Genomic DNA, 15,971 nt, shown 5'->3' on the forward strand with positions numbered 1-15,971 from the left:
ATAAATCCGGAGCACACGACATGAAAGTTTTCTACGACAAAGATTGCGACCTTTCCCTCGTCAAAGGCAAGACCGTTGCCATCATCGGCTATGGCTCGCAAGGCCACGCCCACGCGCTGAACCTGCATGATTCGGGCGTGAAAGTGGTGGTGGGCCTGCGCAAGGACGGCGCCTCGTGGAACAAGGCCGCCAACGCCGGCCTGGAAGTCAAGGAAGTGGCCGAGGCCGTCAAGGCCGCCGACGTGGTCATGATGCTGCTGCCCGACGAGAACATCGCCGCGGTCTATCGCAACGAAGTGCACGCCAACATCAAGGCCGGCGCCGCGCTGGCATTTGCCCACGGCTTCAACGTGCACTATGGCCAGGTCGTGCCGCGCGATGACATCGACGTCATCATGATCGCGCCCAAGGCCCCGGGCCACACGGTGCGCTCCACCTACGCGCAAGGCGGCGGCGTGCCCCACCTGGTGGCGGTTCACCAAGACAAATCCGGCTCGGCTCGCGATGTGGCCCTGTCGTATGCCAGCGCCAACGGCGGCGGCCGCGCCGGCATCATCGAAACCGATTTCCGCGAAGAAACCGAAACCGACCTGTTCGGCGAACAGGCCGTGCTGTGCGGCGGTACGGTCGAGCTGATCAAGGCAGGCTTCGACACCCTGGTGGAAGCCGGCTACGCGCCCGAAATGGCCTACTTCGAGTGCCTGCACGAACTGAAGCTGATCGTTGACCTGATCTATGAAGGCGGCATCGCCAACATGAACTACTCGATCTCGAACAACGCCGAATTCGGCGAATACGAGACCGGCCCCAAGATCGTCACCGAACAGACCCGTCAAGCCATGCGCGAAGCCCTGGTGGCCATCCAGACCGGCGAATATGCCAAGAAGTTCATCCTGGAAAACGCCGCCGGTGCTCCCACGCTGACCTCGCGCCGCCGGATCAACGCCGAATCGCAGATCGAACAGGTCGGCGGCAAGCTGCGCGCCATGATGCCCTGGATCGCGGCCAACAAGCTGGTGGACAAGTCCAAAAACTGATCGTCCCGGTGCAAGCGCCGTGCCCAAAGCGGGGTACGGCGCTTGCGGCGTGTCAAGGCATCCCTGGCGGGATGCTTTTTTTTATGATTGCAGACGGGGGCGCAGGCCGCCCTGGATGGGTTAACCTTTCAGGTATACGCCGCCATTTTCCGTAACTATGCCCAATTTTTCCATGCGCGATCCCGAGAATCGCCACCGCAGCATCTACTTGCTGCCCAACGCTTTCACCACTGCGGCGCTTTTCGCGGGCTTCTACGCCGTGGTGCAGGCCATGAACGACCGCTTCGAAGTCGCCGCCATTGCCATCTTCGTAGCCCTGGTGCTCGATGGCATGGACGGCAGGGTGGCACGGCTGACCAACACCCAGTCGGCGTTCGGCGAGCAGTACGACTCGCTGTCGGACATGACATCGTTCGGCGTGGCCCCGGCGCTGGTCATGTACGAATGGATCCTCAACGACCTGGGGCGGTGGGGCTGGCTGGCTGCGTTCGTCTACGTGGCGGGCGCTGCGCTGCGGCTGGCCCGCTTCAATACCAATATTGGCGTGGTCGACAAACGTTTTTTCCAGGGGCTGCCCAGCCCGGCGGCGGCGGCCCTGGTGGCAGGCTTTGTCTGGCTGGCCATCGATAACAAGCTGCCCATCCATGACAACGTGATGGCGTGGGTGGCGTTCTGCCTGACCATGTACGCGGGCGTAACCATGGTGTCCAATGCGTCGTTCTTCAGCGGCAAGAGCTTTGCGCTGGGCCGCAGCGTGCCGTTCTGGGGCATCTTGCTGGTGGTGGCCGTGTTCGTGTTCGTATCCAGCGACCCCCCGGTGGTGCTGTTCGGCCTGTTCGTTCTGTATGGGCTGTCGGGCTGGGTGATCATGGCGTGGCGCTGGAACCGCGCCCGGCGCCTGCAGCAAGAGCGCCGCTCGCACAGTGAATAGGCGCCCGCCAGGGCAGCGGCCCCATCCGCGCCTAGCGCCAGCGCCAGTCTTCGTCGTACATGGGGTCGGGCCCCGGGTGAAAGCGGGTCACCTGCTGGCCGTCGCGGCCCATGTATACGTACATTAGCGAGTTCCAGACCCCCGACTGCTTGTAGCGGTAAGACCACACCACCTGGCGCACGCTGGGCAATCCCACCTCGTCCACCCGGGCCGGCGGCCCGAATTCGCAACGCACCTGTTCTGGCGTCCAGGTGCCGGTGGCCAGTACCTTGAAGTGGGCATCGGTCAGGATGGGCAGCACCTGGTCCACCCGGCCGTCGGGGCCTACATTGGCGCCCCAGGCGAATTGGCCCATGGGCTGCTGGGTCCAGATGACGCGCTCGCCGCCGCCTGCGATCGGACAGCCGAAATTGGGCCGCCCGTATTGGGCGGACACGTCAGCCAGAGGGGTACCAGGGGGCACCTGGGCCAGATTGCCGCAACCGGCCATGGTGCCAACCGCCGCAAGGGCCGCGGCGCGAGCTGCCAGGCGAGGTATGTTACAAACCATGCGAATTCTCCTGTCCGATTCGGCCCGATAGGGCAATTCTAGCGAATCAGCTATAATCTTTGCCTGCTTTGCCCGGCTATGTGCATGGCCGGGCAAATTGGTATTGATTGCCTGGTATCTAGTGCAGAGCAGTGTACGTAGTTCAAGCAAGGCACGCAGTACAAAGTAGGCGGTACCAGGCAAATCAGTACGAAAAAGTCGGTACGAAAAAATTAGTACGAAATAAGTTAGTGCCAAGCAAGTTAATACAAGCATCCACGGCTGTGTGCCGTTTTTTTTGAAACCACGGCTGGGCGCCTCGGCCCTGCCGCAAGTCCGAAGAGGTCATTCCATGTCCGTAGCTGACATCAAAAAAGCCGATATCGTTTCGCAATTCCAACGCGCCCAAGGCGATACCGGTTCCCCCGAAGTCCAGGTGGCTCTGCTCACCGCCCGCATCAACGAACTGACCGGTCACTTCAAAGAACACATGAAGGACCACCACTCGCGCCGCGGTCTGCTGCGCATGGTCAGCCGTCGTCGCAAATTGCTCGACTACCTCAAGGGCCGCAATCCCGATTCGTACCGCGCACTGATCGAAAAACTCGGTCTGCGCAAGTGATCGACGGGGCAGGCTCCCCATGACGCAACCGTGGTCGGTGCGACGTTTGTCGCGGCGGCCACGGTTTTTCATTTGTAAGGAATCCTCGTCATGTTCAATAAAGTGACTAAATCGTTCCAATACGGCCAGCATACGGTCGTACTGGAAACGGGCGAGATCGCCCGCCAAGCCTCCGGTGCCGTGCTGGTGTCGGTGGATGACACCGTTGTACTGGCCACCGTCGTGGCTTCCAAGAAAGCCAAGCCCGGCCAGACCTTCTTCCCCCTGACTGTCGACTACATCGAGAAAACCTACGCCGCGGGCCGTATCCCCGGCGGGTTCTTCAAGCGTGAAGGCAAGCCGTCCGAGAAAGAAACCCTGACCTCGCGGCTGATCGACCGTCCGCTGCGCCCGCTGTTTCCCGAAAGCTTCTACAACGAAGTGCAGGTCGTGCTGCACACCGTGTCGGTCAATCCTGACATCGACCCCGACATCCCCGCAATGATCGGCGCTTCGGCTGCGCTGGCGATCTCGGGCATTCCGTTCAGCGGCCCCATCGGCGCCGCCCGCGTCGGCTACGTCGATGGCCAATACGTGCTGAATCCCACCGCCACGCAACTGAAGTCGTCCAAGATGGACCTGGTGGTGGCCGGTACCGAAAACGCCGTGCTGATGGTCGAATCCGAAGCCAAGCAACTGTCCGAAGACATCATGCTGGGTGGCGTGGTGTACGGCCACGAGCAAATGCAGGCCGCCATCAACGCCATCCATGAACTGGTGCGCGACGCGGGCAAGCCCGACTGGGACTGGCAGCCTGAAGCCAAGAACGAAGCCCTGATCGCCGCCGTGGCCGCCGCGGGCCAGGAAAAGCTGGTTGCCGCCTATCAAGAGCGCCAGAAGCAGGCTCGCACCACGCTGCTGCGCAATGTCTACGCCGACGTTCACGCCGCGGTGGCCGAGCAGGCTGCCGCCGCCGGCCAGGACACGCCCGATGCCGTCACCGTCGACAACATCCTGTTCGACCTGGAAGCCCGTATCGTGCGCGGCCAGATCCTGAACGGCGAACCGCGCATCGACGGCCGCGACACCCGCACCGTGCGCCCCATCAGTGTCCGCCTGGGCGTGCTGCCCCGCGCACACGGCAGCGCGCTGTTCACGCGTGGCGAAACCCAGGCGCTGGTCGTGGCCACGCTGGGCACCAAGCAAGACGAGCAGATCATCGACGCGCTCATGGGCGAATACCGCGACCGCTTCATGCTGCACTACAACATGCCGCCCTTCGCCACTGGCGAGACCGGCCGCATCGGTGTGCCCAAGCGCCGCGAAATCGGTCATGGCCGCCTGGCCAAGCGCGCCCTGGTGTCGCTGCTGCCCGCGCACGAAGAGTTCCAATACACCATCCGCCTGGTGTCCGAGATCACCGAATCCAACGGCTCGTCGTCCATGGCGTCGGTGTGCGGCGGTTCGCTGGCCATGATGGATGCCGGCGTGCCCCTGCAAGATCACGTGGCCGGCGTGGCCATGGGCCTGATCCTCGACGAAGGCAAGTTCGCCGTCCTGACCGACATCCTGGGCGATGAAGATCACCTGGGCGACATGGACTTCAAGGTGGCGGGTACCCAGAACGGCATCACCGCGCTGCAAATGGACATCAAGATCCAGGGCATCACCAAGGAAATCATGCAAGTGGCGCTGGCTCAGGCCCGCGAAGGCCGCCTGCACATCCTGGACAAGATGCACGAAGCGCTGGAAGGCTCGCGCGGCGAGCTGTCGGCCTTCGCCCCGCGCATGCTGACCATCAAGATCAACCCCGAGAAGATCCGTGACGTCATCGGCAAGGGCGGCGCCACCATCCGCGCCCTGACCGAAGAAACCGGCACCCAGATCGACATTTCCGATGACGGCACCATCGTCATCGCCAGCGTCGACGAGGCCCAGGCCAAGGAAGCCCAGCGCCGCATCGTCGAACTCACGGCCGATGTCGAAGTGGGCCAGGTCTACGATGGTTCGGTGCTGCGCCTGCTGGATTTCGGCGCCATCGTGCAAGTGCTGCCGGGCCGCGACGGCCTGCTGCACATTTCGGAAATCGCCAACTATCGCATCGCCAACATCAACGATGTGCTCAAGGTCGGCCAGCAGGTCCGTGTCAAGGTCATCGAGGCCGACGACAAGGGCCGCCTGCGCCTGTCCATCAAGGCCATCGGTGGCATCGAGCAACAAGGCGGCGCCGCCGAACCGGCACCGCAATCGGAATCGCAAGCTGAATAAGCTTTACGTTTCTTAAGGCAAAAACGGCACCGCAAGGTGCCGTTTTTGTTGCTTCTACGGTAAATTCCTGGACGCACCGGCACACAGCCGGTGCAACCACGACGGAGAGGGCATTGACCGGCACAGGGCATTACCGCGCATGATGACGCCACGGTTGGCGATCCGGGCCATGGCCGGCTGCGTGCTGGCATTGTCGGCCGGCTGCATGTCCAGCCAGCCGGCGGCCGTCGGGCCGCGCAGCGAAGACATGTCGATGGACCAGCTCGCACAAACCGACTTCAACCGCACGGTCACGCTGGAAATCCGCGACAACCTGAACAGCCTGTATACCTTGCTGGACAAGCTCTATCGCCGCAACCCGCGCGAGTGGCGCAAGGCCGGCATGCCCGACCAGCCCACTGCCGTGGTCCGGGTGCGCACCATGATAGAAACGCGCACCCCGCCGCCCGGCCTGCATGGGCTGCGCGACATCCAGATCCTGGCGGTATCGCTGGACCCCGCCTATCCGCGCGACCGCGTTGCCGCATTCATCTATGGCCTGGCCGATACCCTTATCGTCGCCCATAATGACAAGACCCGCATGTATTTGTCCGATGTGCTGGACGGCCAACTGATCTACAACGCAGCCCGCAACGTCGAGGCCGCCGCCTGGCTGCTTGCTTCGCGCCGCGACGTGCGCGGCCAGCCGCTGCTGCTGGCCAACGAGATGTCGCCCACGGCCATCAACCTGAGCTTCGAGCGCGAGTTCGGCGCCATCATCGGGCGGCTGGACCTGATCGCCAACCTGCTGGGCGAAAACGCCCGGCGCGTGGGCATCAACTATGCACAGGGCTTGTTGTTCTTCAATTTCCTGCCGGTGCGCTAAAATGCAAACCCACCCCCGAGGCGCTCCCCGCTTGAGCGACTACAGGTCCCGACCGTGATCGATCTCGCCGCCATCCAGGCCGCCCGCGCCCGCTTGCAGGGGCAGGTGCAAAAGACGCCATTCACCCATTCGCGCACGCTGTCCGACATCCTGGGTGCCGAGATCTGGCTCAAGTTCGAGAACCTGCAGTTCACCGCATCGTTCAAAGAGCGCGGCGCGCTCAATCGCATGCTGGAACTGACCCCTCAAGAGCGTATCCAGGGTGTGATCGCCGTGTCGGCAGGCAATCACGCCCAGGGCGTGGCCTACCACGCGCAGCGCATGGGCGTGCCGGCCGTCATCGTGATGCCGCGCTTCACGCCCACGGTCAAGGTGGCCAATACCCGCCGCTTCGGCGCCGACGTCGTGCTGCATGGCGATACGTTCGACGATGCGCAGGCGCATGGCTACCAGTTGGCAAGCGAACGAGGGCTGGTCATGATCCATCCCTACGATGATGCCGCCATCATCGCGGGGCAGGGCACGCTGGCACTCGAAATGCTGGAAGACCAGCCCGACCTCGACAGCATGGTCATCGCCATCGGCGGAGGCGGGCTGATCGGTGGCATTGCCACGGCCGCACGCGCCATCAAGCCCGGCATCGAGATCGTGGGCGTGCAGACCGAGCGCTTTCCGGCCATGTACGCGGCGGTGCAGGGCGTGGCCATGACACCCGGCCACTACACCATTGCCGAGGGCATCGCCGTCAAATCGCCCGGTATCATCACGCAGGAAATCGTGCGCCGCCTGGTCGATCGCATCGAGCTGGTCAGCGAAAGCGATATCGAGCATGCCATCGTGGTACTGCTTGAAATCGAGAAAACCGTGGTCGAGGGCGCCGGCGCAGCCGGCCTTGCGGCGCTGCTGCACGACCAGGCGGCCGGCCGCAACCGCTTTCGCGGCAAGCGTGTCGCCCTGGTGCTTACCGGCGGCAATATCGACCCCCTGATGCTGGGCGAACTGATCGAGCGCGGCATGGTGCGGGCGGGCCGGCTGGCACGCATCCGGGTCGACCTGCGCGACCTGCCGGGCGCCCTGGCCCATGCCACCAAGCTGATCGCCGATGCGCAGGCCAACATCACCGAAGTGCATCACCAGCGTGCCTTTACGGCGCTGCCCGTGCGCAATGTCGAAGTGGATTTCGTGCTGCAGACACGCGGCCCCGAGCACATCCAGGAAGTCATCGACATACTCAATGCCGCCGGCTTTGCCGCCAGCAACCACGATCATTGATGTGGGCCGGGCCGGCACCAGGATGCCGCCGCCGCTTGAATGCAGGTTATCGGGCCTGCGGTGCGTCGCGCGCCACCAGTGCTTTCAGGCGATACAGGCGTTCGCGATGCAGCGTGGCGGCCAGCGGTTCCGGGTCGCGGCCCAGGGCGATATAGTCGGCGGGTACCGCCTGGATTGCCTGGCGCAGCCGGCCGGCATCGGCCTGCCACCATAGCGACAGCAGCCGGTCGGGGTTGAGCGCATCCAGCCCCTGGCGCCGCAATTCCGAACGATTGAAGTCCTTCAAGTTCCAGGTGGCCACCAGCACCTGGGGCGGCTGCTGCAGGCCGCAACGGGCACGCCGCGCCAGGCCGGCCGCGATCACGTGAAAATCCTTGGGGTCGCTATAGCGCAGCCCGGCCTCGTAGGCCTGCGTGTCGAGTTCGGTGGCCTGCGGAAAGAGCTGGTTCATGGCGGCCCATTGCTCTTGCAGTACCTCGGGGGGTATCGCCCACAGCCTGGCGGCATTGCGGCGCCATTCCTCGCCGATGCGCTCGGTCCATACCGGTTGGTACACGCCGTCGGCGGCCAGGCGCAACATCAGGCGGCGCATGATGCCGGACATCAGGACGCAGGCATCCAGCACGACAAACGGGACAGGGGAAAGACTGGGCGTGGTCACGGCGACGGCGCCCAGGGGCACCGGAAAAGACAGGGAACGGCCGCCACTGTAGCAGGAACGTGGCCCCGGTTTCTGGTAACAATAAATTGCCAAGGTCGGCTGCAGAAGCGGCAGCCGCCAAGCCAAATGCCGTGCCGCAGCACAGCGATCAGTAGAAGCGATCTGCCGGCAGTATGCGGCAGTTATAGATTTGTTGCATCTATTAGGGAAAACCGCCTTGAGGCACTTTTTTTCTTCAAGTAGCTTGCCCGGGTAATCCCTAATCGGGGCAGTGTATCCAGGCAGCATGACATTCGTATGAACACAGGCAGGCGAGTCCTGCTGTTACCGTAAAAGATAGTCTCGGGAGAGTACTCGTGGATATTCCAAGCTTCATCCAGTCCCGTCCCATCATTGCCCATACTCCCCTGGAAGGCAGCCTGACGTTCAAGCAAATGACAGGCCACGAAGGCCTGTCGCAGTTGTTCGAATTCGAAGTCGAATTGCTGGCGAACAACTTCAACCTGGACTTGAAGCAGTTGCTGGGCAAGCCGCTGACGCTGGAAATCGCCACCACATCCCAGACCCGCTACCTGAGCGGGCAGATTGTGCGCTGCGTGATGGTGGGCCGCGAAAGCAGCACGTCGCGCAACTATATCTACAAGACCACGGTGAAGCCCTGGCTGTGGTACCTGACACAGACCTCGGACAACAAGATCTTCCAGCAGAAGTCCATTCCCGACATCATCAAGGAAGTCCTGGGCGAATACGGCTACCCCTTCGAGATGAAACTCACGGGCAGCTACCGCTCGTGGGAATACTGCGTGCAATACCAGGAAACCGACTTCGCCTTCATCAGCCGCCTGATGGAGCACGAGGGCATCTACTACTACTTCAAGCACGACAAAGACCAGCACACGCTGGTCATGACCGACGATATCGCCTCGCATGCGCCGGTGCCCGGCTACGAGACCATTCCCTATTACGGTCCCGACCGCGTATCTACGCCCCAGGAAGAATACATTTCCATGTGGGAAATCTCGGCCCAGGTCACGCCCGACGGCTACGCCACGGTGGATTACGATTTCACCAAGCCCGGTGCCAGCCTGGATGCCATGTCCAAGCGGGCCGGCGGCTCCGAGCCGGGCAACCTGGAAATGTTCGAATGGCAGGGCGGCTTTCAAGAAGCGCAGCATGGCGAGCAATACGCGCGCGTGCGCCTGGAAGAACTGCAAAGCATCCAGGAACAAGACCTGGGCCTGAGCAACGCCCGCGGTATGGCGCCCGGGCATCTGTTCACGTTGAGAAACCACCCGCGCAAGGCCGAAAACCGCGAATACCTGGTGGTGTCGGTGAATTACCGCATGAGCGTGGGCGGCTATTCCACCAACAGCGGCTCGGAAGAATTCTACGAAGAGTCTTTCTCGGCGCTGCCGTCCAGCGTGCAGTATCGCGCGCCACGCGTTACCCCCATCCCCCGTACCCATGGGCCGCAGACCGCGCGTGTGGTGGGCCCGGCCGGCAAGGAACTCTGGACCGACAAATACGGCCGTATCAAGATCCAGTTCCACTGGGACCGCTACGGCCAGAAGAACGAAAGCAGTTCCTGCTGGGTGCGGGTATCCAGCCCGTGGGCGGGTGGCGGCTTCGGCGGATTGCAATTGCCGCGGATCAACGACGAAGTGGTGGTCGATTTCATCGGTGGCTGCCCTGACCGCCCACTGGTGTTAGGGCGTGTCTACAACGCCAACAACATGCCGCCGGTGGAACTGCCGGGTAACGCCAATCAAAGCGGCTTCCGCAGCCAATCGGTCTATGGCGACCCGACGATGTGCAACAAGATGATTTTTGACGACACGCTGGGCTGCGAACTAGTGCATCAGCGGGCGCAGAAGGACATGTGTCACGAGGTGGTGAACGACCATAGCCATTCTGTGGGTTGCAATCATACTGTTGGGGTCGGCGGGCACTACAGCATCCACGCAGGGTCGCTGGGAGTAGAGGTTTGCGGCACGACTGACCTGACTTTCCATAAACAAACCACGGTCAACATGGGCCCGTACGACAGGACGATCGTGGGGCCCGTCATGAAGGAAACAACTGGTGATGTCACGCCTACGACAACCGGGGTCTTGACTGCCAAGCACGTGGGAGAACAGTCGTTGACAGAAGAGGGGGCCGTGACACATACCTTGAGGGGCAATTACGGGTCTACCCATTACGGCGACTTCAAGATGGTCATCCATGGCAATGTAGGCTGAAGATGTCGCTCGCGACCTAGAACAGTGCACCTTGTTCCGCAACCCGGTATAGGCATAGGCAGATGGTATGAGCAAATCCAAGCTAGATGAACTTACCGACGAATTGCTGGGCTATCAGGAAACGCCGGGGCCTGACGGGCCTGTCACTCCTACCATGTCCGATGTGTCCGAACTCGCATCGCATCATGATGTAAGCCTGTCGGAATCGGAGAAATCGCTTGAGTCCCTGATTACTTCGTTCGGTAGTAGCCAAGGCATACCATGGTTGGGCACCAGTACTCTAGAGGCCCCTGTACAGCCGGAAGACGCGGCACAAGCCCTTGTGGCGGGCGTAAACGCGGCAAGTGGTGGCACGCTATTGCCGCCCGGCCTGGAATTCAAGCGGAGTCTGACCGCCACTGTGCACGATTTCGTGAACGTGGAGTTCAAGAGTTCGCATTTCAAGAATACGCTGGGAAATACGACGTACCAGCACACCGGAAATGTGGAAATCTTGGCAAAGGACGTACGCCTGTCGGCAAAACACATCCGAATCAATTCGACCATAGAACGAAATACGGTAACGGTAAAAAAAGAATCCTACCGCTATATCAACAACCTGAGCGCCGGTTCATGGTCGGGGTTGTACACCTCCGATTCCAACAATACTGCAACCGCCGTGGCGGGAGACTTGTCGTGGTTCATCAATTTCAGTGCCGGGGCGGTACGGCTTGGTACTGCGTTGGCCATGGGGCACCACGGCGACGTTCGCAATGGGGTGCGACTACTGGAGATCGATACCGAAAGATCCAAGGCAGATAAAAAGGCTTATATCGGCCTTACGCTTGTTTCGGCAATTGGCTTGTTCCTTTGAGTCGCATCCATGTCTCCTCCAAATGTCCTTCCGGGTTCGGATGCGGCCAAGGCTGCGGCTGAAGTAGGCCAATATATCGCCGATCAGGGCGCAGATCTGCAGTTGCCTGAACTGGAGCAGTACGTGAAAGAGCGCATCATCGCCTATGGCGGTGATCCCGTTACCGCTGCGGCATCGGCTCGTACGGTCACGGTATTGGCGGAGCGAGACCCGACCAACACCCAAACGATTGCTGAGAACATTGTCGCAAGTACGGTATCTGATCCGAATGCAGCCGCTGATCGCATTCGCGATAGCGTCGAGCGCCAAGTTGCGGAACGGGGCGGTATCGGCAATTTGAGCAAAGATGAGCAAAAGGCCTTGGCGTATGGCGAGGCTGAAGACGCGCTGCGCAGGGCGGGCATCACGGATACGCAGTCCTATGCCGATTTGCGGACTCGCGTGAACGAATACATAGACCAGGGCGCGAGTCCGGAAGTCGCTGCGGCAGCCGCCGCCGCTCCCGCTTTGGCCGCCGCAGGGCCTTCCGCCGATTCTTTGTCGATTTTTGGCTACTTGATCATGCTGGTGCATGGCGATCTCAAGTATGTGTTCAAAAATACCGAAACGTTCAAAGTGGGCGGCAACGCCATTCATTCGCACATGAAAGACGTTACTTACGAGATGCCGCCGCACAATCTGCATATCGACTGCGACACGATACAGACGTCTTCGACCGGAGAATTCCTGAATATTCGTCTTCGTTGGGGCCGAGGTGTTGGTACTTACCCTGGCGAGTACAGGTCCCTGGTGAGTACGTCCTTCACTGCGTATGCAATAACAACCAAATGGGGCATGAAGTGGCTGCTGCTGGGCCTGTATTCCCTGGCGGTCACGAAGCAGCGTGTATACCTGGCGGGAATAGACAACGACATCGTATTCCGTAGTCGTTCCATTGGCGACGACAAAGATAAGAGAAAAAGCTTGCTTACGATTCGCAAGACCAAGATTTTGATTGAGCGTGCCAAACGGAAGTACTTCAAGACATGACCCTTCCCTTTAATATCCTGCCCGACTCTGACGCGGCCAAGGCGGTCGAAGAGGTCAGGCTGCTGGACTTGAACGCCCAGAATCTTGATCAGCAGATTGCGCCGATTCTGCAGAAATACAATGTGGATCCGGTAACGGGGGCTGCAATTGGTGAAACGGCGCGGCAAATCGTTGCCAGCAATCCCAATATCGGTTTGCAGCCTTTGGCCGAGAGCCTGGTTGGTACTGCGGTGGCAGATCCTAGAGTGGCGGGCTATAACGCCCGGGAAGCGGTGCGCGCCGGTGGAAACCTGAGCCAGAGTGAACAAGAAGAACTTGCAGTTCAGGCGGCCGGCGTGGAAGCCGAAAAAGCCGGCGGGGACAAAGCAGTGGCAGAAGGCAAAGCCAAGGAAGCACTTAGCCAGGGGGCAAGCCCTGAGATGGCGGCGCAATCGGCAGCCGCCGCTGCCGTTTCTGCCGCCGTGGCGAACAACGCTGGTCCGTCAGGGCTGGAGATATTTGGCTATTTGAAGGCAATGGTCAAGGGAGTGGTCATTGAAACTATCAAGGGAGACGAAAGGCATGAAGTCACAGGCCAGACCCTTTGGGATATACAGAGCGGGGCCTTTATCCAGACTACGGCCAACGATCTCAATATAAATTGCACGGAATACCATGCCGAGGCTCGTCACGACGTCAGCCGTCGTTCCTTCGCAGCCAACGTATACGTGAAAGGCTACTACATGGAGTCCCCCAGTCCCTGGGCTTTGACAGGGCTGTCAGCGTCGATTGCCGGGGCGTCCGCCAGTGCTTATGCATTTATCTATTCATTTGGTGGCCTAAAAACTACCCACGCAAAGAAAGATTTATATTTTGCAGGAATCGGCATGGGAAGTTTTGAGAAAACATTCGAAAGTGCCCATCAGCGCATCGACAGGACATTGGTAAAAATTGGGTTGAATGAAGACCGGTTGCTTTTCCTTGTCGGCAGCCCGGTCGGTCCCGTCAAGTCGGGGCTTGGCAGCGCGAAGTCAAAAATCAGCGGCATGTTCAGCAAGAAAAGCAATAGCAGTGGCAATCCATGAAATTCATCAAACCGTTGCGATTGACGGTTATGCCCCGGCCGTATCAATGGCGAGGCATGGCTTTTCTATCTGTTGCCGTCGCGGTACTGGTCCGGCACAAGCCCGAAGGGGTCGTGATCGAGACTGAACAAACCTTGCTTAATGACATCTTGCCAGAGCTTGATGCCGATGAGGTATTGGACTTCGTTATGCCCAAGCCGCACCCGGAATATTTGGTAAGCGGCGGCGCCTATACTGCTCATCAGCAAGACAAGACCCGGTGCATGGTCAGCGTGAGAGTGGGCGACAAGCGCAAGGATGGCCTTGTTTTTGGTGACCGATATTGGATTGGCGATCAGATCTCGGATCCGCAGCCGTTTGAAATGATGCCCTTGACGTGGAGCCGTTCGTTCGGGGGCGAAACCGTACCGGATAATCCCCAGGGCGCAGGAGTGGATGAAGTCGAAATTAACGGTACGACAGCGGTCCGCCTGCCAAACCTGGAGTCTCCCGTTGAGCGAATCAACAGCAAAGGGCAACAGGTTGCTCCCTACAATTTTGGACTGATCGGTATCGACAGGCCTCAACGCTTGTCCAAGCTGGGTTCTGCTGACGAAAAATGGATCAAGGAAGTCGGCACGGGATTTTTCGACGATCTGCAATTTTCAGCATTCAATGCGGCCAGCGATGATCAGGTCTGGCAAGACCGCGATGCGCTTGCCATGGATGAGCCTTTTGAGTTCTGGAATATGCATCCAGAACTGCATTGCTGGTCTGGATCGCTAGCCGCTTTGCGCGCCCGCTGCTTTATCAAACGAAAAGATGCAGACGCGCTCGATGAAGTCCCAATGCGCCCCACTACAGTCTGGTTCCTGCCGCATCGTACCAGCTATGTATTGCTTTTCCATGGGCAGGTTCCTATTGTCGAGAGTGACGCTGTCGACGTTAGTACCATTATGGCCGCCATGGAGCATGCGGATCGGCCTCGCTCGATGGCACATTACACGCACGTCTTTGCGCGGCGCATGAATTTTGATACGGCCGCACTGGAGACACTGCGTGATGCCGATCTGATGCCCGGGGATATTCTCGCCCCGTGGCTAGAGAATATCTCGTTGGAGAAGCATGCATTGCTGTCCAAGTTGACTGACCGCTTGCGTCGGGATACCGGGGCGTATCAACCTGGTGGCTTCGTGGGGCCCGTCAAGCCTGTAACCTTGACTGACTTGCCCGAGATGGCAGAGCACTACCAGCAGATGCACCAGGACGTCATCGAACAGCAAAGGCATGAACAGCAAAAGGTCTATGAAGAAACGCGTCGCAGCGTCGAACAAACAGGCAATGAGCGTGACGCTGAGTTGTTTCGCGCGGTTGCCGGCGCTTTGCTTCCTCAATCTGGCGAGTTCACTTTGCCGCACCGTGGCCCACCGGATCTGGACTCAATATTCCAGTCGGTACGCAATTCGCAGTTCCGTAGCGGGCTGCGCGCTTCATTTTCGGGAAAAGAGGCCGAGGGCATTTCGACGCGAGAACTTTATGCTCACGGGAAACGGGCATTGAAGCAAACCTATTTATATTCGGTGCATTTCCAGCAAGGTGTGGCCAAGGCGGCGCCTCATCGCGTTCAGCAAATTCGAGACCAGGTAGAGAAAAAGTATCGGCTTAACCGAAATCTGTCAGACATGGATCTGACGGGGGCTGATTTGTCGAATATGGACTTGGCCGGTGCGGATTTTTCCCGCACATGGCTGGAACGAGCCGATTTAACAAATACAAACCTCGCGGGAGCGCGGTTCGAAGAAGCGGTGTTGGCGCGGGCGAGCTTCGTTACTTGCTGCCTGGACAACGCAGTCTTCACGCGGTCCAATATCAGTGAGGCGGTCTTTGAAGGCGTATCGTTCAAAGGGACGAAGTTTGAAGGAGTGATTTGCGAGACGCGGACGGTGTTTGATCGCTGCGCGTTCGAGTCTGGTGCCATGGATGGCTTCGTCATGAAACATGTCGAGTGGCGAAATTGCGGGATGCGCGAGATGGAGCTTCGCGACCTTACGTTCGAAGACTCCGCCTTCAGCGATACGGCGATTGCCGAATCGCGCCTGGACAAGGTCAGCTTCGAGCACTCTACTATTGAAAACCTCTGCATTGACGAATGCGTGCTCAGTGCCTGTGCCGCGTTCGAAAGTACATTCCGGCACGGCCATTTGAATAACTCCTTCGCGGCAAAATGCGTGTTTTTGGACACTGTGTCATTTGACGGCTACTCGTTTCAGGATAGCCATATCCAGCAGACGATGTTTCGGGAGATCCAGTTTAAAAATGTCAGCTTCCAGGGCGCAACATTGGAGCAATGCGATTTTACCCAGGCTCGCCTGACCGGATGCGATTTGCGGAAAATCGAGTCGCCTCAAGCGCTGTTTGTGCGTGCCAATCTGGATATGGCAGATCTTTCCGACAGCAATTTGATGCAAGCCAATTTCCAGAAGGCCAGTTTTGTGGGGGCCAACCTGACAGGGTGCAATTTCTTTCGGGCCGATATGTCCGAGACGCTGCTGGATGCTTCCACTCGCGCGGACGGTGCTTATGTCCAGCGTGTCAAACTGGTCCCGCGGCGCAAGAATGCGCAGGCCACTCTTGGGGGATAG

Annotated in this window: 13 protein-coding genes; 11 read left to right on the top strand and 2 right to left on the bottom strand. The window is 59.8% G+C overall.

What is annotated here, in order from left to right; all coding sequences use genetic code 11:
- Positions 1-20 precede the first annotated feature (20 nt).
- Positions 21-1,037: a ketol-acid reductoisomerase gene (gene ilvC, locus KW845_RS02415; RefSeq protein WP_218367575.1), complete on the top strand. Its 1,017-nt coding sequence runs from the start codon at positions 21-23 to the stop codon at positions 1,035-1,037.
- 157 nt (positions 1,038-1,194) lie between these two features.
- Entirely contained in the window at positions 1,195-1,968 is a 774-nt protein-coding gene (gene pssA / locus KW845_RS02420; RefSeq protein ID WP_218367576.1) for a CDP-diacylglycerol--serine O-phosphatidyltransferase, read from the top strand.
- Between the two features lie 31 nt (positions 1,969-1,999).
- Here pssA and KW845_RS02425 read toward each other — a convergent pair whose 3' ends face one another.
- Positions 2,000-2,518 (bottom strand): hypothetical protein, encoded by a 519-nt coding sequence (locus tag KW845_RS02425; protein ID WP_218367577.1) that lies wholly within the window; start codon positions 2,516-2,518, stop codon positions 2,000-2,002.
- Positions 2,519-2,849: 331 nt separating this feature from the next.
- Between KW845_RS02425 and rpsO the strand changes: the two genes are divergently transcribed.
- The 4 genes from rpsO (at position 2,850) to KW845_RS02445 (ending at position 7,503) form a co-directional block, all read left to right on the top strand.
- Positions 2,850-3,119, top strand: a complete 270-nt coding sequence (rpsO, locus tag KW845_RS02430; protein ID WP_218367578.1) for a 30S ribosomal protein S15 — start codon at positions 2,850-2,852, stop codon at positions 3,117-3,119.
- A gap of 90 nt (positions 3,120-3,209) precedes the next feature.
- Positions 3,210-5,366: a polyribonucleotide nucleotidyltransferase gene (pnp, locus tag KW845_RS02435; RefSeq protein WP_218367579.1), complete on the top strand. Its 2,157-nt coding sequence runs from the start codon at positions 3,210-3,212 to the stop codon at positions 5,364-5,366.
- Between the two features lie 169 nt (positions 5,367-5,535).
- Complete coding sequence (locus KW845_RS02440; RefSeq protein WP_370628190.1) at positions 5,536-6,231, top strand: hypothetical protein; 696 nt, start codon at positions 5,536-5,538, stop codon at positions 6,229-6,231.
- A gap of 54 nt (positions 6,232-6,285) precedes the next feature.
- A complete protein-coding gene (locus tag KW845_RS02445) occupies positions 6,286-7,503 on the top strand; it encodes a threonine ammonia-lyase (protein ID WP_218367581.1) in 1,218 nt (405 codons plus the stop codon).
- 46 nt (positions 7,504-7,549) lie between these two features.
- On the opposite strand, the gene KW845_RS02450 is transcribed toward KW845_RS02445, so the two are convergent.
- The gene (locus tag KW845_RS02450; protein WP_218367582.1) at positions 7,550-8,164 is read right to left on the bottom strand and encodes a PIN domain-containing protein; all 615 of its coding nucleotides are present in this window, start codon (positions 8,162-8,164) and stop codon (positions 7,550-7,552) included.
- Between the two features lie 356 nt (positions 8,165-8,520).
- Between KW845_RS02450 and KW845_RS02455 the strand changes: the two genes are divergently transcribed.
- From KW845_RS02455 to KW845_RS02475, 5 genes are all read left to right on the top strand, one after another.
- Positions 8,521-10,404 (top strand): type VI secretion system tip protein TssI/VgrG, encoded by a 1,884-nt coding sequence (locus tag KW845_RS02455; RefSeq protein WP_218367583.1) that lies wholly within the window; start codon positions 8,521-8,523, stop codon positions 10,402-10,404.
- A gap of 67 nt (positions 10,405-10,471) precedes the next feature.
- Positions 10,472-11,257 (top strand): hypothetical protein, encoded by a 786-nt coding sequence (locus tag KW845_RS02460; protein WP_218367584.1) that lies wholly within the window; start codon positions 10,472-10,474, stop codon positions 11,255-11,257.
- Between the two features lie 9 nt (positions 11,258-11,266).
- The gene (locus tag KW845_RS02465; protein WP_218367585.1) at positions 11,267-12,286 is read left to right on the top strand and encodes a hypothetical protein; all 1,020 of its coding nucleotides are present in this window, start codon (positions 11,267-11,269) and stop codon (positions 12,284-12,286) included.
- A complete protein-coding gene (locus tag KW845_RS02470) occupies positions 12,283-13,350 on the top strand; it encodes a hypothetical protein (RefSeq protein ID WP_218367586.1) in 1,068 nt (355 codons plus the stop codon). Before KW845_RS02465 ends, KW845_RS02470 begins: the two co-directional genes overlap by 4 nt.
- Positions 13,347-15,971, top strand: a complete 2,625-nt coding sequence (locus KW845_RS02475; protein WP_218367587.1) for a DUF2169 domain-containing protein — start codon at positions 13,347-13,349, stop codon at positions 15,969-15,971. Before KW845_RS02470 ends, KW845_RS02475 begins: the two co-directional genes overlap by 4 nt.

The sequence above is a fragment of the Bordetella sp. BOR01 genome (assembly GCF_019218885.1).
Taxonomy (GTDB): Bacteria; Pseudomonadota; Gammaproteobacteria; order Burkholderiales; family Burkholderiaceae_B; genus Bordetella_A.

Coding starts and splice junctions, on each gene's coding strand:
- KW845_RS02460 (WP_218367584.1), top strand. CDS start 10,472: ATGAGCAAATCCAAGCTAGATGAACTTACCGACGAATTGCTGGGCTAT.
- pssA (WP_218367576.1), top strand. CDS start 1,195: ATGCCCAATTTTTCCATGCGCGATCCCGAGAATCGCCACCGCAGCATC.
- KW845_RS02470 (WP_218367586.1), top strand. CDS start 12,283: ATGACCCTTCCCTTTAATATCCTGCCCGACTCTGACGCGGCCAAGGCG.
- KW845_RS02425 (WP_218367577.1), bottom strand. CDS start 2,518: ATGGTTTGTAACATACCTCGCCTGGCAGCTCGCGCCGCGGCCCTTGCG.
- rpsO (WP_218367578.1), top strand. CDS start 2,850: ATGTCCGTAGCTGACATCAAAAAAGCCGATATCGTTTCGCAATTCCAA.
- KW845_RS02475 (WP_218367587.1), top strand. CDS start 13,347: ATGAAATTCATCAAACCGTTGCGATTGACGGTTATGCCCCGGCCGTAT.
- KW845_RS02440 (WP_370628190.1), top strand. CDS start 5,536: ATGGCCGGCTGCGTGCTGGCATTGTCGGCCGGCTGCATGTCCAGCCAG.
- pnp (WP_218367579.1), top strand. CDS start 3,210: ATGTTCAATAAAGTGACTAAATCGTTCCAATACGGCCAGCATACGGTC.
- ilvC (WP_218367575.1), top strand. CDS start 21: ATGAAAGTTTTCTACGACAAAGATTGCGACCTTTCCCTCGTCAAAGGC.
- KW845_RS02465 (WP_218367585.1), top strand. CDS start 11,267: ATGTCTCCTCCAAATGTCCTTCCGGGTTCGGATGCGGCCAAGGCTGCG.